Annotated in this window: 22 protein-coding genes; 12 read left to right on the top strand and 10 right to left on the bottom strand. The window is 72.7% G+C overall.

All coding sequences use genetic code 11. The annotated features are described in order from the left end of the window. Positions 1 to 129: 129 nt before the first annotated feature. Together FHU33_RS10245 and FHU33_RS10240 are read right to left on the bottom strand one after the other, a co-directional pair. Positions 130 to 1908, bottom strand: coding sequence for a feruloyl-CoA synthase (locus tag FHU33_RS10245; protein WP_170182403.1), 1779 nt, complete (start codon positions 1906 to 1908; stop codon positions 130 to 132). Positions 1909 to 1958: 50 nt separating this feature from the next. Then, positions 1959 to 3143 (bottom strand): thiolase family protein, encoded by a 1185-nt coding sequence (locus tag FHU33_RS10240; RefSeq protein WP_142025268.1) that lies wholly within the window; start codon positions 3141 to 3143, stop codon positions 1959 to 1961. Positions 3144 to 3238: 95 nt separating this feature from the next. Between FHU33_RS10240 and FHU33_RS10235 the strand changes: the two genes are divergently transcribed. Further along, positions 3239 to 3799 (top strand): XRE family transcriptional regulator, encoded by a 561-nt coding sequence (locus tag FHU33_RS10235; RefSeq protein WP_142025267.1) that lies wholly within the window; start codon positions 3239 to 3241, stop codon positions 3797 to 3799. Positions 3800 to 3830: 31 nt separating this feature from the next. Here the strand turns inward: FHU33_RS10235 and FHU33_RS10230 are convergent, their stop codons facing one another. Continuing rightward, on the bottom strand, positions 3831 to 4277 hold the full coding sequence (locus FHU33_RS10230; RefSeq protein WP_246063481.1) for a MarR family winged helix-turn-helix transcriptional regulator: 447 nt from the start codon (positions 4275 to 4277) through the stop codon (positions 3831 to 3833). A 140-nt stretch (positions 4278 to 4417) separates the two neighbouring features. On the opposite strand from FHU33_RS10230, the gene FHU33_RS10225 reads away from it, so the two are divergent. The 4 genes from FHU33_RS10225 to FHU33_RS10210 are packed head-to-tail and all read left to right on the top strand — an operon-like array spanning position 4418 to position 8277. Continuing rightward, positions 4418 to 5341, top strand: coding sequence for an SDR family NAD(P)-dependent oxidoreductase (locus tag FHU33_RS10225; RefSeq protein WP_142025266.1), 924 nt, complete (start codon positions 4418 to 4420; stop codon positions 5339 to 5341). A gap of 53 nt (positions 5342 to 5394) precedes the next feature. Then, positions 5395 to 6282 (top strand): amidohydrolase family protein, encoded by an 888-nt coding sequence (locus FHU33_RS10220; RefSeq protein WP_142025265.1) that lies wholly within the window; start codon positions 5395 to 5397, stop codon positions 6280 to 6282. After that, positions 6275 to 7822 (top strand): acyl-CoA synthetase, encoded by a 1548-nt coding sequence (locus tag FHU33_RS10215; RefSeq protein WP_142025264.1) that lies wholly within the window; start codon positions 6275 to 6277, stop codon positions 7820 to 7822. The genes FHU33_RS10220 and FHU33_RS10215 overlap by 8 nt, the downstream gene beginning before the upstream one ends. Next, positions 7819 to 8277 carry a MaoC family dehydratase gene (locus tag FHU33_RS10210; protein WP_142025263.1) on the top strand — a complete coding sequence of 153 codons (459 nt, stop codon included), beginning with the start codon at positions 7819 to 7821 and terminating at the stop codon, positions 8275 to 8277. The genes FHU33_RS10215 and FHU33_RS10210 overlap by 4 nt, the downstream gene beginning before the upstream one ends. Before the next feature lie 52 nt (positions 8278 to 8329). On the opposite strand, the gene pcaC is transcribed toward FHU33_RS10210, so the two are convergent. The 5 genes from pcaC to pcaH are packed head-to-tail and all read right to left on the bottom strand — an operon-like array spanning position 8330 to position 12257. Next, complete coding sequence (gene pcaC / locus FHU33_RS10205) at positions 8330 to 8731, bottom strand: 4-carboxymuconolactone decarboxylase (RefSeq protein ID WP_142025262.1); 402 nt, start codon at positions 8729 to 8731, stop codon at positions 8330 to 8332. Next, positions 8728 to 9510 carry a 3-oxoadipate enol-lactonase gene (gene pcaD, locus FHU33_RS10200; protein WP_142025261.1) on the bottom strand — a complete coding sequence of 261 codons (783 nt, stop codon included), beginning with the start codon at positions 9508 to 9510 and terminating at the stop codon, positions 8728 to 8730. The genes pcaC and pcaD overlap by 4 nt, the downstream gene beginning before the upstream one ends. Beyond that, the gene (gene pcaB / locus FHU33_RS10195) at positions 9507 to 10829 is read right to left on the bottom strand and encodes a 3-carboxy-cis,cis-muconate cycloisomerase (protein WP_142025260.1); all 1323 of its coding nucleotides are present in this window, start codon (positions 10827 to 10829) and stop codon (positions 9507 to 9509) included. The genes pcaD and pcaB overlap by 4 nt, the downstream gene beginning before the upstream one ends. A gap of 43 nt (positions 10830 to 10872) precedes the next feature. Next, positions 10873 to 11514 (bottom strand): protocatechuate 3,4-dioxygenase subunit alpha, encoded by a 642-nt coding sequence (gene pcaG / locus FHU33_RS10190; protein ID WP_211355060.1) that lies wholly within the window; start codon positions 11512 to 11514, stop codon positions 10873 to 10875. Beyond that, complete coding sequence (pcaH, locus tag FHU33_RS10185; protein WP_142025259.1) at positions 11511 to 12257, bottom strand: protocatechuate 3,4-dioxygenase subunit beta; 747 nt, start codon at positions 12255 to 12257, stop codon at positions 11511 to 11513. The genes pcaG and pcaH overlap by 4 nt, the downstream gene beginning before the upstream one ends. Positions 12258 to 12325: 68 nt before the next feature. Between pcaH and FHU33_RS10180 the strand changes: the two genes are divergently transcribed. The 5 genes from FHU33_RS10180 to FHU33_RS10160 all read left to right on the top strand — a co-directional run bounded on the left by FHU33_RS10180 (position 12326) and on the right by FHU33_RS10160 (position 17996). Continuing rightward, complete coding sequence (locus FHU33_RS10180; RefSeq protein WP_142025258.1) at positions 12326 to 13102, top strand: IclR family transcriptional regulator; 777 nt, start codon at positions 12326 to 12328, stop codon at positions 13100 to 13102. Between the two features lie 50 nt (positions 13103 to 13152). Further along, entirely contained in the window at positions 13153 to 14325 is a 1173-nt protein-coding gene (locus FHU33_RS10175) for a 4-hydroxybenzoate 3-monooxygenase (RefSeq protein WP_142025257.1), read from the top strand. Positions 14326 to 14388: 63 nt separating this feature from the next. Next, positions 14389 to 15180 carry a formate/nitrite transporter family protein gene (locus FHU33_RS10170; protein WP_142025256.1) on the top strand — a complete coding sequence of 264 codons (792 nt, stop codon included), beginning with the start codon at positions 14389 to 14391 and terminating at the stop codon, positions 15178 to 15180. A gap of 487 nt (positions 15181 to 15667) precedes the next feature. Then, positions 15668 to 16843: an acyl-CoA dehydrogenase family protein gene (locus FHU33_RS10165; protein ID WP_142025255.1), complete on the top strand. Its 1176-nt coding sequence runs from the start codon at positions 15668 to 15670 to the stop codon at positions 16841 to 16843. Positions 16844 to 16850: 7 nt separating this feature from the next. After that, a complete protein-coding gene (locus tag FHU33_RS10160) occupies positions 16851 to 17996 on the top strand; it encodes an acyl-CoA dehydrogenase family protein (RefSeq protein ID WP_142025254.1) in 1146 nt (381 codons plus the stop codon). A 90-nt stretch (positions 17997 to 18086) separates the two neighbouring features. Here FHU33_RS10160 and FHU33_RS10155 read toward each other — a convergent pair whose 3' ends face one another. Both FHU33_RS10155 and FHU33_RS10150 read right to left on the bottom strand, forming a co-directional pair. Beyond that, positions 18087 to 18971 carry an HDOD domain-containing protein gene (locus FHU33_RS10155; protein ID WP_170182402.1) on the bottom strand — a complete coding sequence of 295 codons (885 nt, stop codon included), beginning with the start codon at positions 18969 to 18971 and terminating at the stop codon, positions 18087 to 18089. After that, positions 18968 to 21046: a putative bifunctional diguanylate cyclase/phosphodiesterase gene (locus FHU33_RS10150; RefSeq protein WP_246063479.1), complete on the bottom strand. Its 2079-nt coding sequence runs from the start codon at positions 21044 to 21046 to the stop codon at positions 18968 to 18970. The genes FHU33_RS10155 and FHU33_RS10150 overlap by 4 nt, the downstream gene beginning before the upstream one ends. Before the next feature lie 403 nt (positions 21047 to 21449). On the opposite strand from FHU33_RS10150, the gene FHU33_RS10145 reads away from it, so the two are divergent. Further along, positions 21450 to 22985, top strand: coding sequence for a Re/Si-specific NAD(P)(+) transhydrogenase subunit alpha (locus tag FHU33_RS10145; RefSeq protein ID WP_142025253.1), 1536 nt, complete (start codon positions 21450 to 21452; stop codon positions 22983 to 22985). Positions 22986 to 22989: 4 nt separating this feature from the next. Beyond that, a complete protein-coding gene (gene pntB / locus FHU33_RS10140) occupies positions 22990 to 24399 on the top strand; it encodes a Re/Si-specific NAD(P)(+) transhydrogenase subunit beta (RefSeq protein ID WP_142025252.1) in 1410 nt (469 codons plus the stop codon). The last annotated feature ends 32 nt before the right edge of the window (positions 24400 to 24431 follow it).

The raw sequence follows: 24431 nt of genomic DNA, 5'->3' as shown, positions 1-24431 counted from the left end.
GGCACCGGGACGGACGACCCCCCACGGCGGCCGACCGTGTCCCTACTGCAACACGCACCGAGCGGTTCCCCGGAGGTGGGCCTGCCGTGGGCGCAGGCGACGACGGCGACCGGGGCGGAGGTGCGGCGGTCATGCGCGCACGGTCACGCGGGACGGGAGCGGGTCGGCCGACAGCAGGGCCACCAGATCCGCCCGCCGGTCGCGCACCGCTGCCTGGTTGACGTAGCCCTTGTCGGTGATCTCCCCGGCGTCGAGCTGCGCCGGCTCGGTCAGGACGAGCATCCGCTCCACGCACTGCGAGGACCCACCGCCCTCGGCGGCCAGTCGCTGCATCGTGGCGGCGAGATCGGCGCGCAGCGCGTCGTCCGGAACACCGTTCTCGTCGACCCGGCCGGCGTGGTCGGGGTGCAGCCACACCATCGCGGTGACGCAGTCCCCGTCCTGCCCGCAGATCACCGCGTCGCTGAGCAGCCCGGCGGAGGCCGACAGCAGCATCGGCCGGAGCGTGCCGACGCTGACGAACGTGCCGGTGGACAGTTTGAAGTCCTCGGCGATCCGGCCGCGGAAGATCAGTCCCGCCGCGACGTCCTCGGGGTCCGCGAGCGCCACCGCGTCCCCCGTGCGGAAGAAGCCGTGCTCGTCGAAGGCCGCCTCGGTGAGGTCCGGCCGCCGGTGGTAGCCGGGGGTGACGTTGACGCCGCGGACGCGCACCTCGGTCTTGGCGCCCACGGGCACCAGCGCCAGCTCCAATCCGGGCAGGGGAACCCCGAGCACGTCGCTGCGCGTGATCGGGAAGTGCGCCGACGTGGCTGCGGGCGAGGTCTCCGTCAGCCCCCAGGACGTCGTCATCTGCATCTGCGCCCCGTGGTCGGCGGCCAGCCGGGTGATCCGGTCCCACAGCTGCTGGGGCAGCGCGGCAGCGGCGAAGAAGCCGAGCCGCAGCCGGCTGAAGAACGCCTGGGCCGCGGTGGCATCGCGTTCGAGCTCCGGCAGCAGTGCGGCGTAACCGGCGGGCACGTTGAAATAGACGGTCGGCCGGGCGTCGGCCAGGTTGCGCACCGTGCGCCCGACCAGCCCCGGCGCGGGCCGGCCGTCGTCGATCCACAACGTCCCACCGTTGGCCAGGACCATGTTGAGGTCGTGGTTGCCACCGAAGGTGTGGCTCCACGGCAGCCAGTCCAGGAGCACCGGCGGCTCCTCGGCCAGGAAGGGCCACACCTGGCGCATCTGCTGCTGGTTGGCGATGAGCATGCCGTGGGTGTTGAGAACGCCCTTGGGTGCACCGGTCGAGCCGGAGGTGAACAGGATCTTGGCCACGTCCTCGCGGCGCAGCGCCGAGCACCGCCGGTCGACCTCCTCGGTCGGCTCGGCGCCGAACTCGGCGAGCGGCACGGAGCCGGCCACGTCGCCGTCCCGGCTGAGGACGACCCGGTCGCCTCGCACGGAGTCGACCGCACGGGCGAACGAGGCGTTCTCGGCCACGACGAGACCGGGTGCGGCGACCTCGGCCATCGCCTTCAGCTTGGCGTGGTCGGCGCTCTGCAGGGAGTAGGCGACGCTCGTCGACACCACGGGGGTGCCCACGGTCATCGCGGCCAGCATCACGGCCAGGTGGAACCGGCTGTTGCCGGACAGCACCATGACCGGTCGGTCGCTGAGTCCGCGGTCGATCAGCCCCTGGGCCAGCCGGTCGACGAGAGCGCGCATCTCACCCCAGGAGAGCCGGTCCCACGACTCGCCCGCTCGCTCGGCGACGAGCAGGCGGTCGGGGTGGGCCTCGCTGTGCGCCCGGAAGGAGTGCACGAGGCTGACGGGGTGCTCGGCCAGCGGCTCGGTCGAGCGGAGCAGCAGCCGCCCGTCCGCCGCTGACTCCGCCTCGATGCGCGGAGTGGAGAAGGTGGTGGTCATTCCGTCTCCTGGAGGGGTGGCGATGGGTCTCGCCGGGTGGGTGATGATCATCAGTCGGTGACTTCGAGGACCAACGCGGCCCCCGTGTCGCCGGCGGCGCAACCGGTGAACAGGCCGATCCCGCCACCGCGCAGGCGGAGCTCCTCGATGAGCTCGGCGACCGATCGCAAGCCGGTCGGCCCCTGGGGGTGACCGAAGACGAGGCTGCAGCCGTAGGTGTTCATGTCCTCGGGCTTCACGCCGGTCTCCCGGGCGAAGTACAGGTCGTTGACCGCGAACGGGTTGTGCGTGGTGATCGCCTGGACGTCGCCGAAGTCGAGTCCCGCCGCCTGCAGCGCCGAGCGCGCCGCCGGGACCGGCGCCTGCGGCATCCGGCTCTTGGCCACCCGGGCGAAACCGCTACCCAGGATGCGGACGATCCCCTCCCCCGACAGCTCGCGCGCGCGGGCGGCGGTCGTCACCACCGCGCCGGCGCAGCCGTCGGCGGGGTGCGTCTGCGAGGCGAACGTGTGCAGCGCACCGGGGCCTGCCGGCGGCAGTGCGCCGATGCCGTCACGCGTCTTCGGGCGGATGCCCTCGTCGGCGTCCAGGGTGAGGGAGCCCTTGCGCTGCGGGATCTCCACCGGCACCTGGTAGCGGCGCTGGAAGGCGCGGTCGTCGGCGAGGGAGGCGGCGTACTGCTCCCAGCGCAGCGCGGTGAGGTCGTCGAGCTCCTCGCGGGTGGCGCCCATCTCCCCCGCCACCGCCTCGGCGGCGGCCAGCATCCCGGCGCCCGCCCACGGGTCGCGGGCGAAGCTGTCGAGCACCCAGTGGGAGGTGACCGGCGCGCCGCCCATGCCGCTCGGGGCGGACCAGGACAGCGTGGGGCCGTTGGAGATGCGGTCAGTGGCCACCACGAGCTGCGGGCCTGCGCCGGCACCCACCGCGCCGGCGGCCGCGTGCAGGGCCGCGACGCTCGTCGCGCAGGCCTGGCTGACCATGGGCCCGGACAATCCTGTCGCGCCGAGGCGCGCGGCCAGCGTCGGGGCACCGTAGAAGATGTCCTTCTGCGGGATCGTCCAGCCGAGCACCACACCGTCGAGCCCCGCGGGGTCCACATCCCGGTCGGCGAGCGCCCGCGAGGTCACCGCGACCGCGACGTCGAGGCTCGAGACCTCGGCGAGCGTGCCCTGCCACTTGGCGAACGGTGAGGACCAGGCATGCCCGAGCGGGATCGCGACGTCGGCGTAGAGCACTGAGGCCCCTCCAAGGGGTAGAAAAGTGATCCGCGTCATCAACTCACGCAGAAACACTCCGGTCAAGATGGACGCGCGTCTAATACAGTGGACGCATGGAGGACCTGGAGATGCTCGGGCGCAACGTCCGCCGCATCCGCGGCGAGCGGCAGTTGAGCCTGGGCGCACTGGCCCAGGAATCCGGCCTGGCGAAGCAGACCCTGGCCAATCTCGAGAGCGGCGGAGGCAACCCCACCGTGGACACGCTGCTGCGGGTGGCCCGCGCCCTCGGCGTCGGCGTGAACTGGCTGGTCACCGAATGGGGCAGCCCCGTCCTCGTCCAGCGACGGAAGGACGAGGCCTGGGAGGACACCACCTCGGGGCGGCGGCGCGTCCTGGACCACATCCACGGGAGCGGCCAGGTCAACACCGCCGTGCTGGAACTGAACGACGCCCGCGAGCTGGCACCGCCCCTCACCCCGGGCACGCTCCACCACGTCTACGTGATCTCGGGCAGCGTCGTGGCCGGCCCGCCCGACGATGCCCACCGCCTCGAGAGCGGTGACTTCATCCGCTTCCCCGGGGACGTGAAGCACGTCCTGCGCGCGGCCTCGGGTGGCGCACAGGTGCACGTGGTCACCACGGTCCCCCAGGTCCAGCAGTTCAGCCCGGGCTGACCGCGCCCCGCGACCGGAGCGCGTGGCCGGGTCAGCCGGAGAAGTGGATTACGCGGGAGAGCATCGACCGCAGGGAAGCCTGCTCCTCCTCGCTCAGGCAGCCCAGCTGCTGCTGCTGGCCCGCGGCGGCCAGCACCGCTGCCTGCTCGAGGATCCGACGGCCCCGCGGGGTGCCCGCCACCAGCTTGGCGCGGCGGTCGGTGGGGGACGGAAGCCGCTCGACCAACCCGGCCGAGGCGAGCTCGTCGACCAGCTGGACGACCTGGCTCGGGTCCAGACCCAGCACGCCGGCGAGGTCGCGCTGCGACATCCCCTCGGGAGTGCGACAGGCGAGGTCCAGGACGGAGTAGGCCCGCACCCGGAGCCCGCTGTCGGCCAGCGCGGCGTTCGTCGCCCGGACGACCAGCCCGCTGGCCCGCGACAGCAGGAACCCCAGATCGTCGGTCGACGCCATGATGCCGATGCCCTCCTCGATCATTGACAATCTCCACGATATCGCCCTAGCGTCGCGACGGGGCGAGCCACCGCGGCGCGGGAGCGCTTCCCCGGCCGTCACCGGGTCGGCGGTCGTGCCGCACCCGGTCTCGCACGCACCCGCCTCCAGGAGAAGGAGTCCTCGTGGATCTGTCCGGCAAGGTAGCGATCGTCACCGGTAGCGGGCGGGGGCTCGGCCTGGCCTACGCCACCGAGCTCGCCCGGGCGGGGGCGTCGGTCGTCGTGAACGACGTCGACGCGGCCGTCGCCGAGGAGGCGGTCGCCTCGATCACCGGCGCGGGCGGCACCGCCGTCGCCGAGGTGGTGCCCGTCGGCACCAGCGAGGCCGCCCAGGCGCTCGTCGACCGGGCCGTCGAGGAGTTCGGCCGGCTCGACGTGCTCGTGAACAACGCCGGCATCCTGCGCGATACCACGCTGTGGAAGATGTCCGACGACGACTTCGACGCAGTGATCACCACGCACCTGCGCGGCACGTTCACCTGCACCCGCGCCGCTGCGGTGCGGATGCGCGAGCAGGGCGAGGGCGGTCGCATCATCTGCGTCGGCTCCCCCACCGGCCAGGTCGGCAACTTCGGCCAGACCAATTACGCGGCGGCCAAGGCCGGCATCGTCGGAATGGTGCGCACCTGGGCCATGGAGCTGGCGCGGGCAGAGATCACGGTCAACGCGATCGTCCCGGTCGCCGCCACCTCGATGACCGAGACGGTGCCCTTCCTCAAGCCCTACGTCGACGCGCTCAAGGCCGGCGACCCGCTGCCGCCCTTCGCCCGCCAGCAGCTCGGCTTCGGTTCGCCCCAGGATGCGGCCGGCCTGGTCGCATTCCTGGCCTCGGACGCCGCCGCCGGCATCACCGGGCAGGCCGTCGGCATCGGCGGCGACCGGCTGGCGCTGTGGAGCCACCCGACGGAAGCGGTCGTCGAGTTCGCGGACGGGACCGGCTGGTCCGCAGACGCGATCGCAGCGATCTGGCCGGACCGGTTCGCCGGCTCGCAGCAGACCGTGGGTCAGCAGCTTCCGGAGGAGCCAGCGAAGGGGACGGCGGAGTGAGCATCGCAGGGAGCGCCAGCGACCGAGGAGCGGAGCGACCCGGAGGCGAGCCGATGGACGAAGTGAGCGCCCTGCCGCTGGACGACCTGGTCGCCATCGACGTCCACGTGCACGTCGAGCAGGACCTGCACGGCCACAAGTCCATGGACGAGGAACTGCTGGCGGCCGCCTCCAAGTACTTCAAGGGCGACCCGTACCACCCGACGGTGCCGCAGATCGCCGAGGACTACCGCGCGCAGAAGATGGCCGCGGTGATCTTCACCGTCGACAGCGAACTGGCCACCGGCCACCCCACGCTGTCCAGCGAGGAGATCGCCGAGGCCGCCGCCGAGCACCCGGACGTGCTGATCCCGTTCGGCTCGATCGATCCCGCCCGGGGCGCGGCCGGGATCCGGGCGGCGCGCCGCCTGGTCGAGGAGCACGGGGTGCGCGGGTTCAAGTTCCACCCGTCGATCCAGGCCTTCGAGCCCAACGACCGGCGGCACTACCCGCTCTGGGCGGAGCTGGAGAGCCTCGGCGTCCCGGCGCTGTTCCACACCGGACAGACGGGCATCGGCTCCGGCCTGCCCGGCGGGCGCGGCATCAAGCTCCGCTACTCCGACCCGATGCTGCTCGACGACGTCGCCGCCGACTTCCCCGGGCTGACCGTGATCATGGCCCACCCCTCGGTGCCGTGGCAGGACGCGGCGATCTCGGTCGCCACCCACAAGGCCAACGTCTACATCGACCTCTCGGGCTGGTCGCCGAAGTACTTCCCGCCCCAGCTGGTCCGCGCCGCCAACACCATGCTGAAGACGAAGGTGCTGTTCGGCTCCGACTACCCGCTGCTGCGGCCCGACCGCTGGCTCCGTGACTTCGAGCAGCTGGAGATCAAGGACGACGTCCGTCCGCTGATCATGAAGGAGAACGCCGTCCGCGCCCTCGGCCTCCGCGGTGCGTAACGCCGGCATCGGCTCCTGGCCCGAGCGGCGGCTGCGGAGCTCACCGGAGGACGACGCGATCTGGTTCGACGGGACCACGACGTCGCACCGGGCGTTCGCCGAGCGGGTCCGCCGGGCCGCGGCGGCGCTCGCCGAGCTCGGCGTGCACGCCGGCGACCGGGTGGCCTGGACCGGCGGCAACCACCCGTCGGCCCTGGAGACGCTCTACGCCTGCGGTCAGCTCGGCGCGATCTGGGTGCCGTTCAACGCGCGCCTGGCGGTGCCCGAAGCGGAGTACGTGCTGGCCCACTCGGGCAGCACCGTCGTGGTCCACGGCCGCGACCACGGGGGCCTCGCCGACGCGCTGCGCGACCGGCTCGGCGACGTCCGGCACTGGATCGCCGCCGAGACGCCGGTCGACGGCGGGTCCGACTCGCTGCCCTACGAGGATTTGCTGGCCGGTGCCGAGCCGCAGCCCCTCGACGAACCGGTCGCGCTCGAGGACCCCTGCCTGATCATGTACACCTCCGGGACGACCGGCCGCCCCAAGGGCGCGGTGCTCACCCACGGCAACATGACGTGGAATGCCATGAACCAGCTGCTCGGCCTCAACATGGCCACCGACGAGCGCACCCTGGCGCTGGCTCCGCTGTTCCACATCGGCGGCCTGAACGGCACGGTGAACTCGGCGCTGCTCGCCGGCGGGTGCGCGGTCATCGTCCGGCGGTTCGACCCGGCCGAGACCCTGCAGGTCATCGAGGAGCAGCGGGTCAACTCGTTCTTCGCCGTCCCGACCATGCTCGACGCGATGTCGCGCGAGCCGGCATTCCGCGCCCGGGACCTGTCCGCCCTGCGGACGATCGGCGCGGCCGGCGCCGCCGTGCCGCTCCCCACGCTGCGGACCTGGCTGGACCGGGGCGTGACCATGCAGCAGTGCTACGGCATGACCGAGGCCGCCCCCGGCTGCACCGTGCTGGCCTCGGCCGACGCCGTCCGCAAGGTCGGCTCGGCCGGCAGACCGGTGTTCTTCACCGACGTCCGCGTGCTGCGCCCCGACGGCACGCAGGCCGCGACGGACGAGGTGGGCGAGATCGTCGTCCAGGGCCCCAACGTGATGGCCGGGTACTGGAACGACCCCGAGCAGACCGCCGCCGCCCTGCGCGAGGGCTGGTACCACACCGGCGACGCGGGCAGCGTCGACGAGGAGGGCTTCCTCTACGTCCGCGACCGGTACAAGGACATGATCATCTCCGGCGGGGAGAACGTGTACCCGGCCGAGGTCGAGTCCGCCCTGCTGGAGCTCGACGGCGTCCAGGAGGCCGCCGTCATCGGCGTGCCCGACGACCGCTGGGGTGAGGTCGGGCTGGCGGTCGTCGTCCCCGCGCCGGGAGCGGCACTGGACGCCGACGACCTGCGAGTGCGGCTGCGCGACCGCCTCGCCGCCTTCAAGGTGCCCAAGCACGTCGCGCTGGTCGACGAGCTCCCGAAGACCGCGACCGGCAAGGTCCGCAAGCCCGACCTGCGCAGCCGGTACCTGCCCACGAAGGAGACCCCCGCATGACGACCACCACGACCATGGCCGGGCTGCCGGCGCTCACCGGCACCGAGCTCGGCCAGAGCGCGTGGGTGGAGGTCACCCAGGAGCAGGTGAACCTGTTCGCCGACGCGACCGGCGACCACCAGTGGATCCACGTCGACGTCGAGCGCGCGACGGCCGAGAGCCCCTTCGGCGGCCCGATCGCGCACGGCTACCTGACCCTGTCGCTGCTCATCCCCATGTGGTCTGAGGTGCTCGTCGTCAGCGACGCGACGATGGGCGTCAACTACGGCCTGAACAAGGTCCGCTTCCCCTCCCCCGTGCCGGTCGGCGCCAGGCTGCGGCTCACCGCCACGCTGGAGGACGTCGAGGAGGTGGCCGGAGGCCTGCAGCTCACCGTCGCCGCGACCATCGAGGCCGAGGGCATTCCGAAGCCGGTCTGCATCGCCGAGCCGGTGTTCCGCTTCTACGGCGGCTGACCCTCCAGGGTCGGCTCGTCGACACGTGCCCGTGTCGACGAGCCGACCCGGTTCAGGCGGACGTGCCGCGCAGCTCCTCCAGGATCGGCGCCGCGACCTTGAACGCGTGGTTGGCGGCCGGGACGCCGGCGTAGATCGCCGCGTGCTGGATGACCTCGGCGATCTCCTCGTCGGACAGCCCGTTGTTCTTCGCCGCCCGCACGTGCAGGGCGAACTCCTCCCAGTGCCGCAGCGCGATGGTGATCGACAGCGTCATCAGGCTGCGGTCGCGGCGGGCCAGCCCGGGGCGCTGCCAGAGGTCGCCCCACGCCGTGCGGGTGATGAAGTCCTGGAAGTCGGCGGTGAACGGCGTCGTGTTCGCGACGGCGCGGTCCACCCACGCGTCCCCGAGCACCTCCCGCCGGGTGCGCATCCCGGCCTCGCGGCGGGCGTCGTCGGTGTTCGGCTCGCTCATCGGGTGCCTCCCGCAGTATCGAAGTGCTCGAGCAGCGCACCGGTCACCCGCAGCGGCTGCTCGACGTTGGCCAGGTGCGCGCCCGGGCTCACCGTCACCAGCTCGGCGTCCGGGATGCCGTCGACGATCGTCTGCAGGTGCTCGGGCGGGGTCGCGGGGTCCTCCCGGCCGCTGACCACCAGCGTGGGAGCGCTGATCGACGGCAGGTCCGCCAGCAGGTCCATGTCGGCGATGGCCTCGCAGCAGCCGGCGTAGCCCTCGCCGGGCTGGGCGGCGATCATGGCCTGCATCCGGGCGACCGTCGCGGGCTCGGCGGCGGCGAACCCGGGCGTGAACCACCGACCGACGACGACGGGCGCGAGCACCCCGGTGCCCTCGGTGCGGGCGGTGTGCGCCCGGTCCAGCCAGTTCTGCCGCGGCCCGAGCAGCGCCGACGTGCAGAGGAGGGCCAGCCGGTGCACCCGGCCCGGCTCGCGGGCGGCCAGCCGCATCCCGGTCATCCCGCCCAGGGAGAGCCCGGCGACGTGCGCCCGCTGCACCCCGAGCCGGTCCAGCAGCGCCACGACGTCGTCCACGAGGTCGTCGAGGGAGTAGGGGCCGTCGGGCACCGGCGACTCGCCGTGCCCCCGGGTGTCGTAGGTGACCACCCGGAAGCGCTCGGCCAACGCCGGCACCTGCGGATCCCACATGGCGCGGGTGGCACCCAGGGAGTTGGAGAGGACGACGACCGGCGCGTCGGCCGGCCCCTGTTCGGTGTAGGAGACCTCGACGGCGGTCACGACGTCCTTCCCGTGCGGCGGTCGTACTCGGTCAGGACGGCGTCGACCTGGGCCGCCGCCTCGCCGACGTCCGGTCCGCCGCTGAGCAGCCCGGTTCCGTCGACGTCGGACCGGCCGGCGAGGACGTCGGCCAGCGGTCGCCCGGAGCGCCGGGCCTCGCGGACGGCCTCGGCCGCCGCGTCGTGCGCCGCGCCGCGTCCGAGCGACGGGGTCAGGGCGTCGGCCAGGGCACCGGCCAGCTCCGGGTCTCTCGCCGCCGCGACGTTCTCGGCCATCCGGACGACGTCGGGCCGCAGGCCGGCCAGGCACTCGCCGAGCCACGCGGCCGCCGACCCGACGGAGGACAGCAGGTCCCCGAGGGTGGGCCACTCGCTGTGCCAGGCGCCGGCCGAGCGCTCGTGCTCCTGCTCCATGGCGGCGAACAGGGTGGCGACCAGGCCGGGCGCCCGGCGGGCGCAGGCCCGGGCCGAGACGGCGGCGACCGGGTTGTGCTTGTGCGGCATCGCCGACGACCCACCCCGGCTGCCGCCCTCGCTGAGCTCGCCGACCTCGCTCTGCGCCATGAGGACGACGTCGACGGCCACGGTGGCCAGCACGCCCGCCGCCGCACCCAGCGCGCCGGCGAGGTCGGCGATCGGCAGCCGGACGGTGTGCCAGGCGAGCGCGGTCGTGGCCAGCCCGAGCTCGGCGGCCAGCGCGTCGCGCAGGTCCACGCCCGAGCCCTCGCTCGCGGCCAACGTGCCGACGGCCCCGCCGTACTGCACCGGCAGGGACGCGCCGACGGCGGCGAGACGGGCGCGCGCACCCTCGAGGCCGGCCAGCCAGCCGGCGGCCTTGAGACCGAACGTCGTGGGCAGCGCCTGCTGCAGAAGGGTGCGGCCCATGACGACGTCGTCCCGGTGGGCGCGGGCCAGGCCGGCAGCCGCCTCGGCGGCCACGGCGAGGTCGCGGTCGATCGCGGCGATCGCACGGCGGGCGACCAGGACCAGGGCGGTGTCGAGCACGTCCTGGCTGGTCGCCCCGACGTGCACCGCCCGCGCGGCGTCCCGGCCGACGGCGTCCTGCAGCACCCGGACGAGCGGGGGCACGGGGTTGCCGGCGTCGGCGGCCCGGGCCACGACCGTGGCGAGGTCCAGCCCCGCCGGTTCGGCGCACGCCCGGGTGACGGCGTCGGCGGCCGTCGTCGGGACCAGCCCCGTCCGTGCCGCGGCACGGGCCAGGGCCGCCTCGACGTCGAGCAGCGCGTCGATCCACGCCGGGTCGGAGACGGCCGCCGCCGCACCGCCCCGGGCGAAGGTGCCGTCGAACAGTCCGCTCATGCGCAGGTCCCGCTCACAGGGAGTTCATACCGTGCCCGCGACGTCATACCGCGAAGAACACCGTCTCCCGGTCGCCCTGGAGGTGGATGTCGAACCGGTAGCCGTCGTCGGTCCGCTCGGCGACCAGCGTGCTCCGCCGGTCCTCGGGCAGGCCGCGCAGGACGACGTCCTCGGCGTTGGCCCCGGCCTCGTCGGCGAAGTAGATGCGGGTGACGACCCGGTCGAGGATGCCGCGGGCGAACACCGAGACGTCGATGTGCGGCGCCTGCAGGCCCCCCTCGCCGTCGGGCACCCGGCCGGGCTTGAGTGTGAAGACGCCGAACTCGCCGGTGAGGGTCTGCGCGCGGGCGTACCCGCGGAACCCGGGGTAGGACGCTGCACCGCGCGGGTCCTCCGGCGACGGAAAGCCGCCGTCCGGGTCTGCCTGCCAGGTCTCCACCATGGCATCGGGGACGACGTCGCCGGCGCCGTCGAACACCCGGCCGCGGATCCAGACGCCGCCCTCGGCGCCCTCGTCCGCGGCCCAGATGCCGTCCGGCCAGGTCAGCCCGATGGCCAGGTAGGGGCCGACGGTGGCGCTCGGGGTGGTGCCCAGCCGGAAGGGCTCGGTCAGGAATCCGCTGCCGCGCCGGCCGGAGCGGGGCTGGTACGGGCCGGTCGCCTCAGGAACGTCCAGCGGGTTCACGCCACGTCTCCGTCGTCGTCGGTCTCGAAAGGCGTCTGGTCCGTGCCGCGCAGCACGATGTTCCACTCGAAAGCCAGCGCCCAGTTGTCCTGCGTCCGCTCGAGGGAGTAGCGGCTGATCGCCCGGTGCCGCGCCGCGGGCGGGATGGCGTTGTAGATCGGGTCCTGGCCGAACAGCGGATCGTCGGGGAAGTACATCTGCGTGACCAGGCGCTGGGTGAACGCCCGCCCGAACAGGCTGAAGTGGATGTGCGCCGGGCGCCACGCGTTGTGGTGGTTGCCCCAGGGGTAGGCGCCGGGCTTGATCGTCAGGAACTCGTACCGGCCGAGGCTGTCGGTGACCACGCGGCCCAGCCCGTCGAAGTGCGGGTCCAGCGGCGCCGGCCAGTTGTCCACGACGTGCCGGTAGCGGCCGCCGGCGTTGGCCTGCCAGACCTCGACCAGCGCATCGGGCACCGGGCGGCCGCCGCTGTCGAGGACCTGGCCGTACACGAGGATCCGCTGGCCCACGGCCTCACCGCCGTTGCGCAGGGTCAGGTCGGCGTCCTGCGACTGGACCCTGTCCTCGCCGAGTACCGGGCCGGTGACCTCGGTCAGCCGGTGCGGCAGGTCGACCGGGGTCCGCAGCGGCGCGCGGAGCCCGGTGCTCCTGTAGTCGGGGAAGCCGACGGGCGTGCGCAGCGAGTCGTCCTCGCGCAGGTAGCTCGGCACGTGCAGCCGGCTACCGGATGTGGTCCCGGTCATGCCGGGACCGTACGGCGGACGGGCTAGGCTGCCCAAGCCCGGACTTCCACTGGGCGGGAGGAGCGCGCATGGCCGGCCGCAGCGGCACGCCCGGCCGCTCGGTGACCTCCCGCGCCCTGGCCATCCTCGACGCCTTCGACAGCAGCGCCCCGCGGCTCACCCTCTCCGAGATCGCCGAGCGGTCGGGCACGCCGTTGACGACGGCCCACCGCCTGCTCGGCGAACTGACCGACTGGGGGGCGCTGGTCCGGCGCTCCGACGGCCACTACGAGATCGGCCGCAAGCTCTGGGACCTCGGGCTGCTGGCGCCGGTCCAGTTGGAGCTGCGCCAGGTGGCCGCGCCCTTCCTCCAGGACCTGCACACCACCATCCGCGACACGGTCCACCTCGCCGTCCGCGAGGGACTGCAGGCGCTCTACGTCGAGCGGATCTCCGGCCGCGAGTCGGTGCCGATCGTCAGCCAGGTCGGCAGCCGGCTGCCGCTGCATGCGACCGGGGTGGGCAAGGTGCTCCTGGCCGCTGCCCCGCTCGACGTGGTGGAACAGGCGATGCGCTCACTCACCCGCCAGACGCGGCACACGGTGGTCGAGCCCGGTCGGCTGCGCCGGGAGCTCGCCGAGGTCCGTCGCCGCCAGTACGCGCGGACGTCGGAGGAGATGTCCGCGGGCGCGGCGTCGCTGGCGGTGCCGGTGCAGGTGGAGCGGCGCAGTGGCCCCGTCGTCGTCGCGGCGCTCGGCATCGTCGTCCCCCCGCACCGGCGGGACCTCCCCCGCCTCGTGCCCGTGCTGCAGGTCGCCGCCCGAGGCATCGGCCGGGAACTGGCCCGCACCCGCGACTTCCACTGACCGGAAGGCCGGCGTTCCCAGTCGACCGTCGCGGCGGTCACACTCGGCCCGTGCGCACCCAGGTTGGCATCATCGGGGCCGGTCCGGCCGGTCTCCTCCTGTCCCGGCTGCTGACGCTGCAGGGCGTCGACAACGTCGTCCTGGAGAACCGCTCCCGGGAGTACGTCGAGGCGCGGATCCGGGCCGGCATCCTCGAGCAGCACACCGTCGACACGCTCACCGACGCCGGGCTCGGCGACCGGCTGCACCGCGAGGGCCTCGAGCACCACGGCATCTACCTGCAGTACCCGGGGACGCGCCACAAGCTGGACTTCCCGGAGCTGTGCGGCCGCACGGTGTGGGTCTACGGGCAGACCGAGGTCACCAAGGACCTCATCAAGGCACAGCTGGACGGCGGCCCGCCGCTGCTGTTCGAGGTCTCCGACGTCACCCCGGAGGACGTGGACTCCGACTCCCCGCGGATCCGGTTCACCGACGCCGAGGGCAACCCCCAGGTGCTCGAGTGCGACGTGATCGCGGGTACCGACGGCTTCCACGGACCCTCGCGGGCGGTCGTTCAGCAGGGCTCCCCGGGTCGGACCTGGGAGCGCACCTACCCCTACGCGTGGCTCGGCGTCCTGGCCGACGCCGCGCCGGCGACCGACGAGCTGATCTACGCCTGGCACCCCGAGGGCTTCGGGCTCTACTCGATGCGCTCGCCGACGGTGTCCCGGCTCTACCTGCAGGTGGACCCGTCGGAGAAGATCGAGGACTGGTCCGACGACCGGATCTGGGACAACCTCGCCAAGCGGTTCGCCCTCGACGGCTGGGAGCTCACCACCGGCACGATCACCGAGAAGTCGGTGCTGCCGATGCGTTCGTTCGTGAGCGCCCCGATGCGCCGTGGCCGGCTGTTCCTCGCCGGCGACGCCGCGCACATCGTGCCGCCGACCGGGGCGAAGGGCCTCAACCTCGCCGTCGCCGACGTGACGCTGCTGGCCTCCGCCCTGGTCCGGCTGTTGACGGAGGGCCGGACCGACCTGGTCGACAGCTACTCCGACCGGGCGCTGGCCCGCGTGTGGCGGTGCACGCACTTCTCCTGGTCCATGACCTCGATGCTGCACCGCTCCGGCGACGACTTCGACGCCGAGCTCCAGCTCTCCCAGCTGCGCCGGGTGTGCTCGTCGGAGCCCGCCGCTCGCGAGCTCGCCGAGAACTACACCGGCCTCCCGCTGGACGTCTGACGCGCCGCCCGGCGGTACCGCCGGTCGGGCATGACCGCCCGCCCTTCGCGGTAGGGAACCGGGATGGCGCGCCCCCCGGATCCCGACACCATCTACGCGCGCGCCAAGGACGAGGGCGAGCGCCGACTCACCATGCCGCTGGCGGAACAGGCCTCCAGCGGTTTCATCGCCGGCGTCACGATCGTCTTCGGCATCGTGGCCCTCGGCATGGTGCACGACCTGCTCGAGCCGGCGTTCGGCGCCGGGCCCGCCGACCTCGCCGGTGCGCTGGCGTTCGGCGTGGGCGTCGTGTTCCTGGTCGTCGGGCGCACGGAGCTGTTCACCGAGAACTTCTTCGACCCGGTCGCCACCGCCATCGACCGTTCGGGCCGGGCGCCGTGGCTGGAGCTCGGCCGGCTCTGGGGCGTCGTCCTGGTGCTGAACCTGGTCGGCGGCGCGGTGATGACCGGCATCTTCGTGGTGCCGGGAGCGCTCCCCTCGGGCGCCCACGAGGTCCTCGCCGGCGTGGCCGAACACATCGCCGGCAAGGAGTCGCTGGCCACCTTCACGCGCGCGATCGCCGCCGGGGCGCTGCTCACCCTGCTGTCGTTCCTGCTGCACTCGGCCGACTCCACCGGCAGCCGCATGGCCCTGGCCTGGGTGGTGGGTGCGTTCCTCGCCCTCGGGCCCTTCGACCACGTCGTCGTCTCGGCGCTGCACCTGCTCTTCGGCATCTGGCTGGGCGCGGCGATCGGTTACGCCGACCTCGCGCTCAACATCGGGCTGGCCGCGGCGGGCAACCTGCTCGGCGGCATCCTGCTGATGACGCTCACCCACGCGGTCCAGGCACGGACCGCGCGTGGATCGGACGGCTGATCGCACCGCCCACCGGTCCGGCGGTTGGTAGCCGGGCCGCCCCTCCGTCGCCAGGAGCCGGGTGGCCATGGCGAGCACGTCGGCCGGTCCGGTGACGTCCAGCATCTCGACGCCCTCGAACAGGGCTACGGCCACCCGCCGTGCGTCGGTCACGGGACGACCATCCCCGGCCGGTGCGACGGCGGCGATGACACGCCTCTGTCACTTCCCGCCATCGGGTGGCGACCCGCGTCGACGAGGCCATGCGCGGCAGGACCCGGGCCCGCGACGCCGCTGCCCACTCGCCGCGTGACGGAACGGGCTGCACGGAGAGGGGGCACCACCCACCACGCCCGCTGACGGACCGCTGGCACGCGGGATGCGGGGATCACGCCGCCACGCCGTCCGCCGGGCCGGAGCTACCCGCCGGTAAGGAATGTGGGATCGTCGGGGCCACGTCGTGACGGCGCTGCCGCCGTCGCCATGCCGCCGTCAGGAAAGAGGATCGATGCGGTTGCAGCTGTCCCCGGAGCTCGAAGCCTTTCGGGAGGAGATGCGGACCTTCTTCACCACCCAGGTGCCGCAGGAGATCCGCGACACCGTCGCGGCCCACCGGCACGTGAGCAAGGAGCAGTACGTCGAGACCCAGCGCGTGCTCGACGCCGCCGGGCTGGCCGTGCCGCACTGGCCGGTCGAGTGGGGTGGCCGGGACTGGACGCCGCTGCAGCGCCACATCTGGCGCGAGGAGATGCAGCTGGCCAACGTGCCGGAGCCGCTGGCCTTCAACACCAGCATGATCGGACCCGTCATCGCGGCCTTCGGCAACCAGGAGCAGAAGGAGCGCTTCCTGCCGAAGACGGCCAACCTCGACATCTGGTGGTGCCAGGGCTTCTCCGAGCCTGACGCCGGGTCCGACCTCGCCTCCCTGCGCACCACCGCCGTCCGCGACGGCGACGACTGGGTCGTCAACGGTCAGAAGACCTGGACGACGCTCGGCCAGCACGCCGACTGGATCTTCTGCCTGGTCCGCACCGACCCGGGCGCGGAGAAGAAGCAGCGCGGCATCTCGTTGCTGGTCTTCCCGATGGACTCCCCCGGCGTCACCCTCCGCCCGATCGAGCTCATCGACGGCGGCTTCGAGGTCAACGAGGTCTTCTTCGAAGACGTCCGCGTCCCGGCGGAGAACCTGATCGGCGAGGAGAACCGCGGCTGGGACTACGCCAAGTTCCTGCTCGGCAACGAGCGCGTCGGCATCGCCCGCGTCGGTTCCACGAAGAGCATGCTGGCCGAGGCCAAGCAGCACGCCCGGGAGGTCAGCGTCGGCGGTCGCCCCCTCGCGGACGACCCGCGGATGGCCGCTCGCATCGCCGAGCTCGAGAACGAGCTGCTGGCTCTGGAGCTCACCGCGCTCCGGGTGGCCGCCAACTCCGCCGACGGCAAGCCGCACCCCGCCTCGTCGGTGCTCAAGCTGCGCGGCTCGGAGCTGCAGCAGGCGGCCACCGAGCTGCTCGTCGACATCGCCGGCCCGCTCTCGCTGGCCTCCTTCGCGGACGACGGCTCCGACGTCCCCGACTGGGCGCGGGTCGCGACGCCGCACTACCTGAACTACCGCAAGGTCTCCATCTACGGAGGCTCCAACGAGGTGCAGCGCACCATCATCGCCGGCTCGATCCTGGGGTTGTGAGACAACCGTGAACTTCGACTACGACAGCGAGCAGGACGACCTCCGCGAGGCGGTGCGCGGCCTGCTGAGCCGCGCCTACGCCGACAGCGAGCAGCGCCGCACCGTCGTGAAGACGGACCCGGGCTTCGACGAGAAGACCTGGACGCGGCTGGCCGAGATGGGCCTGCTGGGCCTCCCCTTCGCCGAGGAGGACGGCGGCATGGGCGCCGGTCCGATCGAGGTGGCGATCGTCGCCGAGGAGATCGGGCGCGTCCTGGCCCCCGAGCCGTTCATCGAGACCGTCGTCCTGGCCGGTGGGCTGATCGCCGCCGTCGGCACGGCGGAGCAGAAGGGCGAGCTCCTCGGAGGCATCTCCGAGGGGGCGACGATCGCCGTCTTCGCGCACGCCGAGCCCGGCACGCGCTGGACGCCGACGGCCGAGGGCGTCACCGCCACGCAGAGCGGCGACGGCTGGACGCTGACCGGCGTCAAGGAGCCGGTACCCAGCGGCGCTCGGGCCGACGTCCTGATCGTGTCCGCCGCGATCGACGGCGGAACCGGCCTGTTCCTCGTGCAGGGGGACGCCTCCGGGCTGACCCGCACCGGATACCGCACCCACGACGGCACCCGGGCGGCCAACGTCCGCTTCGAGGGCACGGCCGCCGTCGCTCTCGGCGCGGGCGGCGACCAGACGGCCGCCATCGAGCGGGCGCTCGGGGAGGCCCGGATCGCCTACGGCCACGAGGCCATCGGCGCCATGGACACCGCGCTGCGCACCACGGCGGAGTACCTGAAGACCCGCAAGCAGTTCGGGGTCACGCTCAACAAGTTCCAGGCGCTCACGTTCCGCGCGGCGGACATGTACGTGTCCCTGGAGCTGGCCCGCAGCACCGCGCTGTGGGCGTCGATGGTGCAGGACTGCGGCGGCGACGTCGTCTCGGCGGCCGACCGTGCCCGGCTGCAGGTCAGCCGCGCGGGCCGGCACATCGGCAAGGAGGCCATCCAGCTGCACGGCGGGATCGGCGTGACCGCGGAGTACTCCGTCGGCCACTACACCAGCCGCCTCACCGCGATCGACCACCTGCTCGGCGACGGCGACTGGGCCGCGGACCGGCTCGCCGCGACGGTCACCAGCTACGAGACGGTCGACCCGCTCGGCGCCCCGTACGCCTGAACCAGCTCCAGGCATAGGTACCTATACCTGCAGATCCGGGCCGAAAATGCGGGTAAAGGTACCTATGCCTGGCGGGCGAGGCGGGCCTTCTCAGACGACCCACTCGTCCGGGTTCGCGTCGGGGTCGTCGGCGGCCGAGTCGCCCAGCATGGCGCGGCGCAGCTCGGCGGCGTCCGACCGGACCTGGTCCAGGACCGGCACCAGGTCGTCCTCACGGAGCCGGCCGCAGGTGATGCGCGTGATCGGTATGTCCTCGTAGTCCTCGAGGGTCAGCCGCGAGGCCACCTCGAAGGCGGCCCGCAGCAGCGCGCCGTCCATCGACTGGTGGTCGTCGACCTCCTTCAGCGGAGTGGTCATCGCCACCGGGAAGCCCCACTGCTCCAGCGCGACCGATGTCAGCCGGAGACTGTTGATGCCGTACCGGCGGGTCTCCGCCGAGCGTCGGCCGGGATACGTCGGGTGGGCGGTGATGATCTCGGTGTAGCCGTCGGGATCGTTGTGGTGCAGCAGCGCCGCACCCATCTGTGCCAGCAGGCCCAGGCACAGCGAGTCCTGGGGCCGCTCGCCGAACTTCGGGGCGAGGATCGAGGCGCCCAGCGCCAGGCTGGTGGTGACGCCCCAGAAGTTCTCCGGCAGTCGCGACTCGTCGTCGAGGTCGGTCAGCGCCACGGTCGCCATCGTGCGCACGGTCGTGAAGCCGACGACGGTGACCGCGAACTGCAGCGAGGTCACGCGACCCCGCATGCCGAAGTAGGCGGAGTTGGCGAGCTTCATGACCCGGCTGGCCAGGGCGACGTCGGAGGCGAGGATCCGGGCCAGGGCCTTGGCGTCCGTGTCGTCGGAGTTCGCCACCGAGACGATCTGGGCCGCGACCGGCCGCTGGGCGGCCATCTGGTCGATGCCGGCCAGAACCTTCTCGATGTCGAACACCGGCGCCGAGGCGACGTCGGCCCCCGGGAACGGGGTGACAGTCATGGGGTTTCCTCCGAGTGGGCGGCGAACCAGGCCGCGGTGTGCCCGCCGCTCATCGGCTCGGCGAGGCTGAAGCCCTGGAGGTAGGTCGCGCCGAGGCGGGTCAGCTCCTCGGCCTGCTCGACGGTCTCCACCCCCTCGGCCACGGTGCACAGGTTGAGGTTGCGGGCCATCGCGATGACCGCCGAGGCGATCTCGGAGTGACCGTCGGCCAGCTCGGCGACGAACGAGCGGTCGACCTTCAGGCAGTCGACCGGCAGGTGCCGCAGGTAGGCCAGCGACGAGTAGCCGGTGCCGAAGTCGTCGATCGCCAGTTCCACGCCGAGGTCGCGCAGCTGCTCGAGCACCTCGCGGGCCGACGTCGGGTCCTTCATCAGGGCCGACTCGGTGATCTCGATCTGGATCCTGGGCGGCGCCAGGGAGTGGCGATCGAGGGCTGCGGCGACCTGCGCGGCGAGGTTGTCGTCGAGCTGGAGCGCGGAGACGTTCACGTTCCCCCGACCCACCACGCCCGTCCCCAGCAGGTGATCCCACTCGGCGAGCTGGCGGCAGGTCTCGTCGAGGACGAGCCGGCCCAGGGCGGTGATCAGGCCGCTCTCCTCGGCCAGCGGCACGAACACCGTCGGGCTGATCGGCCCGCGCTCCGGGTGGTTCCAGCGGGCCAGCGACTCGACGGCGACCGGCTGGCCGTCGCGGGTGCTGAAGATCGGCTGGTAGTACATCGTGATCTCGCGGCGCTCGATGGCGTCGCGCAGTTCCGCGACCAGGCGCAGCTTGTCCCGGGCCTGGGCGCGGGCCTCCTGGTCGAGGACCGTCACCCGCCCCTTCCCGCTGGCCTTCGCCTGGTACATGGCGATGTCGCAGTCGCGGATGAGCTCCTCGGCGGCGACGTGCTCGGCGGTCTGCACGGTGACACCGACGCTGGCGTAGGGGCGGATGTCCACCCCGCCCAGGCGCATCGGCCGCGCCAGGGCGTCCGAGACCCGGCCGGCCAGCGCGACCGCCGCCTCCTCGTCCACGTTCTCGCAGACCACGACGAACTCGTCGCCACCGAAGCGGGCCACCAGGTCGCCCGGGCGCACCGTGGCGCCCAGGCGGTTCGCCACCTCGACGAGCAGCTCGTCGCCGGCGGTGTGGCCCAGGGAGTCGTTGACGACCTTGAAGTTGTCCAGGTCGAGGAAGAGACAGGCCAGACCGCTGGTGCCGGCCTGGAACCGGTCCGCGACGTACTGGGCCAGCAGGGTGCGGTTGGGCAGCCCGGTGAGGGGGTCGTGGTTGGCCTGGTGCGCGAGCTTGGCCTCGAACGCCAGCCGGTCGGTGATGTCCTCGATGGTCCCGACGAAGCCCGCGCCCATGCCGGGCGTGAACAGGTGGGCGAAGCGGATGACCGTCGTCCGGACGGAGCCGTCGGCGCGGACGAGGCGGGCCTGGATCTCCACCTCGGCGCCGTCCAGCGCGGCGGCGACCTGCTCGATGACGCCGTCGAGGTCGTCCTCGTGCACCGTGTCGATCCAGCCCGTGCCGAGGAGCTGCTCGGCCCGCAGGCCGACCAGGGTGCAGAACGCGTCGTTGACGTGTGCCAGCCGCATCCCCTGCTCCGAGAGCAGGGTGGGGATCGGGGAGCGCTCGGTGAGCGCGGAGAACCGGCGTTCGTGCGCGTCGGCCGTGGCCCGCAGGGCACGTTCCTGCTCGTTGGCGGTGTCGAGGATGCGCATCGTCCACGTGCGGCCGCCCGGCGCGGGGGTGGTGATGACGACGGCGTCGACCGTGGCTCCGCTGGCGGTGCGGATCGGCAGGGTCATGCGGGCGGTGCGCTCGCGCCGGAGGAGCAGCTTGAGCTCGCCACCACCCAGGGTCGGGAAGAGGTGGGCGGCCGGCAGCGTCCGCAGGTCTTCCAGGCCGTAGCCCAGGAGCTGCATCGCGCCCTGGTTGCCCCACGTCAGGCGCTGGCTGCTGCCCACTGTCTCGGCGACGAGGATGGCCAGGCTGTCGCTCACGGTCGCGCTGTAGAAGACCGTGGCGACGATCTCCGGCGGCACCATGTCGTCGTCGGGCGGCGTGCTGATCGAGACGGACACGGTCCTCCCTCCGCTCCTCCACGACGTCGCCGGGTGGTCGGCGTCGGCGGGGCCCGCCCGGTACGCCCGGCAGCGGTCCGCACGGACCTCGCCGAGCACGACCGGAGCCCTGCTGGGGACTGGATCGGCGCGTGCACCCCCCTCCCTTCACCTGAACGTGCCCGGGTCCCCCGATGGGGGGAGACGACGGCGGCACGCGCAGGACCGGGTGTGGAACCCGTCACTTCGGCGGACCTTCGCGTTCCCCGGAGGCGCGAGGAGGCATGATCCCGGGATCACCAGACACCGGCGCACACCTGAGCAGGACCGCGCCGGGCACCACCGCGTCGAGCACCACCGCACTGCGTAGGACGGCCCCCAGGGCAGGCGACGGAGCCTCCCCGGCGACGAATGGAGCGCCACGTTGCGAATCGGAGTTCCCCGGGAGACCCGCACCCGCGAGACACGGGTGGCCGCCACCCCGGCCACGGTCGCCAAGCTGCTGGCCCTGGGCTACGACGTGGTGGTCGAGGCCGGCGCCGGCGCGGCCGCCAGCTTCCCCGACGAGAGGTACGCCGCAGCCGGAGCCGGGATCGGGACGGCGGCAGACGCCTGGGGATCCGACGTCGTGCTGCGGGTCAACGCCCCGGCGGTCGAGGAGATCGGCCGGCTGCGCGACGGCGCGACGCTGGTCAGCCTGCTGAGCCCCGGCCTGAACCCCGACCTGGTCGACGCGCTCGCCGCGCGGCCCATCACGGTGCTGGCGGTGGATGCGGTCCCCCGCATCTCCCGCGCCCAGTCGATGGACGTGCTCAGCTCCATGGCCAACATCGCCGGCTACCGGGCCGTCATCGAGGCGGCCCACACCTTCGGCCGGTTCTTCACCGGACAGGTCACCGCGGCGGGCAAGGTGCCGCCGGCCAAGGTCCTCGTCGTCGGCGCCGGTGTCGCGGGGCTCGCCGCGATCGGCGCGGCCAGCAGCCTGGGCGCGATCGTGCGGGCGACCGACGTCCGCCCCGAGGTGGCCGAGCAGGTGCGCTCCCTCGGCGGCGAGTACGTCGCCGTCCCGGACGCCGAGCAGCAGGTCAGCACCGACGGCTACGCGCGGGAGATGAGCGAGGACTTCAACCGCCGGGCGGCACAGATGTACGCCGAGCAGGCACGGGACGTCGACATCATCATCACCACCGCGCTGATCCCGGGCCGGCCGGCGCCGCTGCTGATCACCGAGGACATGGTCGCCTCGATGAAGTCGGGCAGCGTGATCGTCGACATGGCCGCGGCGCAGGGCGGCAACGTGGCCGGCTCGGTCGCCGACGAGATCGTGGTGACCGCCAACGGCGTCTCGATCATCGGCTACACCGACCTGCCCGGCCGGCTCCCGGCCCAGGCCTCGCAGCTCTACGGCCAGAACCTGGTCAGCCTGCTCACCCTCCTGACGCCGGCGAAGGACGGCGAGCTGGTGCTGGACTTCGAGGACGTCGTCCAGCGGGCGATCACCGTCGTGCGGGCGGGCGAGAAGACCTGGCCCCCGCCGCCGGTGCAGGTGTCGGCCGCGGCCCCCGCACCGGTCGCCGCGGCCCCGGTCGAGCCGGCGCCCCCGCCGGAACCACCGTCGCCGAGCCGGAGGTTCGCCCTCGTCGGCCTCGGTGCCGCGGTGCTGTTCGGCATCACCGCGTTCTCCCCGAACGAGCTGATCCAGCACGTCACGGTGTTCGCCCTCGCCGTCGTCGTCGGCTTCTACGTGATCGGGCACGTGCACCACGCCCTGCACACGCCGCTGATGTCGGTGACCAACGCGATCTCCGGGATCATCGTCGTCGGTGCCCTGCTGCAGATCGGCCACGGCGACGCCGTGGTCACCGCGCTGGCCTTCGTCGCGATCCTCGTGGCCAGCATCAACGTCTTCGGCGGCTTCGCCGTGACCCGCCGCATGCTCGGCATGTTCACGAGGGGCTGACCACATGACCGCCACCACCGCCGCGTCCGCGGCCTACATCGTCGCCGCCCTGCTCTTCATCCTGAGCCTGGCCGGGCTGTCCAGGCACGAGACCGCCAAGTCCGGCATCGCCTACGGCATCGCCGGCATGGCGATCGCGCTGGCCGCCACCATCGGGCTGGCCTCCCGGAGCCTGACCGCCTCCGGCCTGACCCTCATGCTCGTGGCGGTGGCGGTCGGCGCCGTGATCGGCCTCTGGCGCGCCCGCATCGTCCAGATGACCGGCATGCCCGAGCTGATCGCCCTGCTGCACAGCTTCGTCGGTCTGGCCGCCGTCCTCGTCGGCTGGAACGGCTACCTGTCGGTGGAGGCGAACGCCGCCGAGCAGACGGAGGTCGCCTCGAACCTGCTCGGGATCCACTCCGCCGAGGTGGCGATCGGTGTCTTCATCGGCGCGGTCACCTTCACCGGCTCGATCGTGGCGTTCCTGAAGCTGTCGGGACGGATCAAGAGCAACCCGCTGATGCTGCCGGCGCACAACCTGCTCAACCTGGGCGCGATGGTGGCGTTCGTCGTCCTCACCGTCGTGTTCGTGATCGAGCCGAACCTGGTCGTGCTCTCGGTCGTGACGGTCATCGCCCTGGCGCTGGGGTGGCACCTGGTGGCCTCGATCGGCGGCGGCGACATGCCGGTCGTCGTCTCGATGCTCAACAGCTACTCCGGCTGGGCCGCGGCCGCCTCGGGCTTCCTGCTGGGCAACGACCTGCTCATCGTCACCGGCGCGCTGGTCGGCTCCTCGGGTGCCTACCTCTCCTACATCATGTGCCGGGCGATGAACCGGTCGTTCATCTCCGTCATCGCCGGCGGGTTCGGCAACGAGGGCAGCGTCGCCTCCTCCGACGTCGACTACGGCGAGCACACCGAGATCACGGCCGAGGACACCGCCGACCTCCTGCGCGAGGCGAGGTCCGTGGTCATCACCCCCGGATACGGCATGGCGGTCGCGCAGGCGCAGGGCGCCGTCGCCGAGCTCACCCGGAAGCTGCGGGCCAAGGACGTCGACGTCCGGTTCGGCATCCACCCGGTCGCCGGGCGCCTGCCCGGCCACATGAACGTGCTGCTGGCCGAGGCGAAGGTGCCCTACGACGTGGTGCTCGAGATGGACGAGATCAACGACGACCTCGCCGGCACCGACGTCGTGCTGGTGATCGGGGCCAACGACACCGTCAACCCCGCCGCGACCGACGACCCGGGCAGCCCCATCGCCGGGATGCCGGTGCTCAAGGTGTGGGAGGCCGAGCACGTCGTCGTCTTCAAGCGGTCGATGAGCACCGGCTACGCCGGGGTGCAGAACCCGCTGTTCTTCCGGACGAACAGCCGGATGCTGTTCGGTGACGCCCGGGAACGGGTCGAGGACATCCTGCGGGCGCTGTGACCCCACCCGGCGGCCCTGTCTTCTGTCGACGC

Origin of the sequence: Blastococcus colisei (assembly GCF_006717095.1) — a bacterium.
Lineage (GTDB): Bacteria > Actinomycetota > Actinomycetes > Mycobacteriales > Geodermatophilaceae > Blastococcus_B > Blastococcus_B colisei.
The sequence above is the reverse complement of the archived record's forward strand: the minus strand, read 5'-3'. Positions and strand labels throughout refer to the sequence as shown.

Bases quoted from the DNA above. Each gene is read 5' to 3' on its own strand.
- pntB (WP_142025252.1), top strand. From the start codon at position 22,990: ATGACCGCCACCACCGCCGCGTCCGCGGCCTACATCGTCGCCGCCCTG.
- FHU33_RS10180 (WP_142025258.1), top strand. From the start codon at position 12,326: ATGGCCGGCCGCAGCGGCACGCCCGGCCGCTCGGTGACCTCCCGCGCC.
- FHU33_RS10220 (WP_142025265.1), top strand. From the start codon at position 5,395: ATGGACGAAGTGAGCGCCCTGCCGCTGGACGACCTGGTCGCCATCGAC.
- FHU33_RS10245 (WP_170182403.1), bottom strand. From the start codon at position 1,908: ATGACCACCACCTTCTCCACTCCGCGCATCGAGGCGGAGTCAGCGGCG.
- FHU33_RS10210 (WP_142025263.1), top strand. From the start codon at position 7,819: ATGACGACCACCACGACCATGGCCGGGCTGCCGGCGCTCACCGGCACC.
- FHU33_RS10170 (WP_142025256.1), top strand. From the start codon at position 14,389: ATGGCGCGCCCCCCGGATCCCGACACCATCTACGCGCGCGCCAAGGAC.
- FHU33_RS10165 (WP_142025255.1), top strand. From the start codon at position 15,668: ATGCGGTTGCAGCTGTCCCCGGAGCTCGAAGCCTTTCGGGAGGAGATG.
- FHU33_RS10230 (WP_246063481.1), bottom strand. From the start codon at position 4,277: ATGATCGAGGAGGGCATCGGCATCATGGCGTCGACCGACGATCTGGGG.
- FHU33_RS10155 (WP_170182402.1), bottom strand. From the start codon at position 18,971: ATGACTGTCACCCCGTTCCCGGGGGCCGACGTCGCCTCGGCGCCGGTG.
- pcaC (WP_142025262.1), bottom strand. From the start codon at position 8,731: ATGAGCGAGCCGAACACCGACGACGCCCGCCGCGAGGCCGGGATGCGC.
- FHU33_RS10235 (WP_142025267.1), top strand. From the start codon at position 3,239: ATGGAGGACCTGGAGATGCTCGGGCGCAACGTCCGCCGCATCCGCGGC.
- pcaB (WP_142025260.1), bottom strand. From the start codon at position 10,829: ATGAGCGGACTGTTCGACGGCACCTTCGCCCGGGGCGGTGCGGCGGCG.
- pcaH (WP_142025259.1), bottom strand. From the start codon at position 12,257: ATGACCGGGACCACATCCGGTAGCCGGCTGCACGTGCCGAGCTACCTG.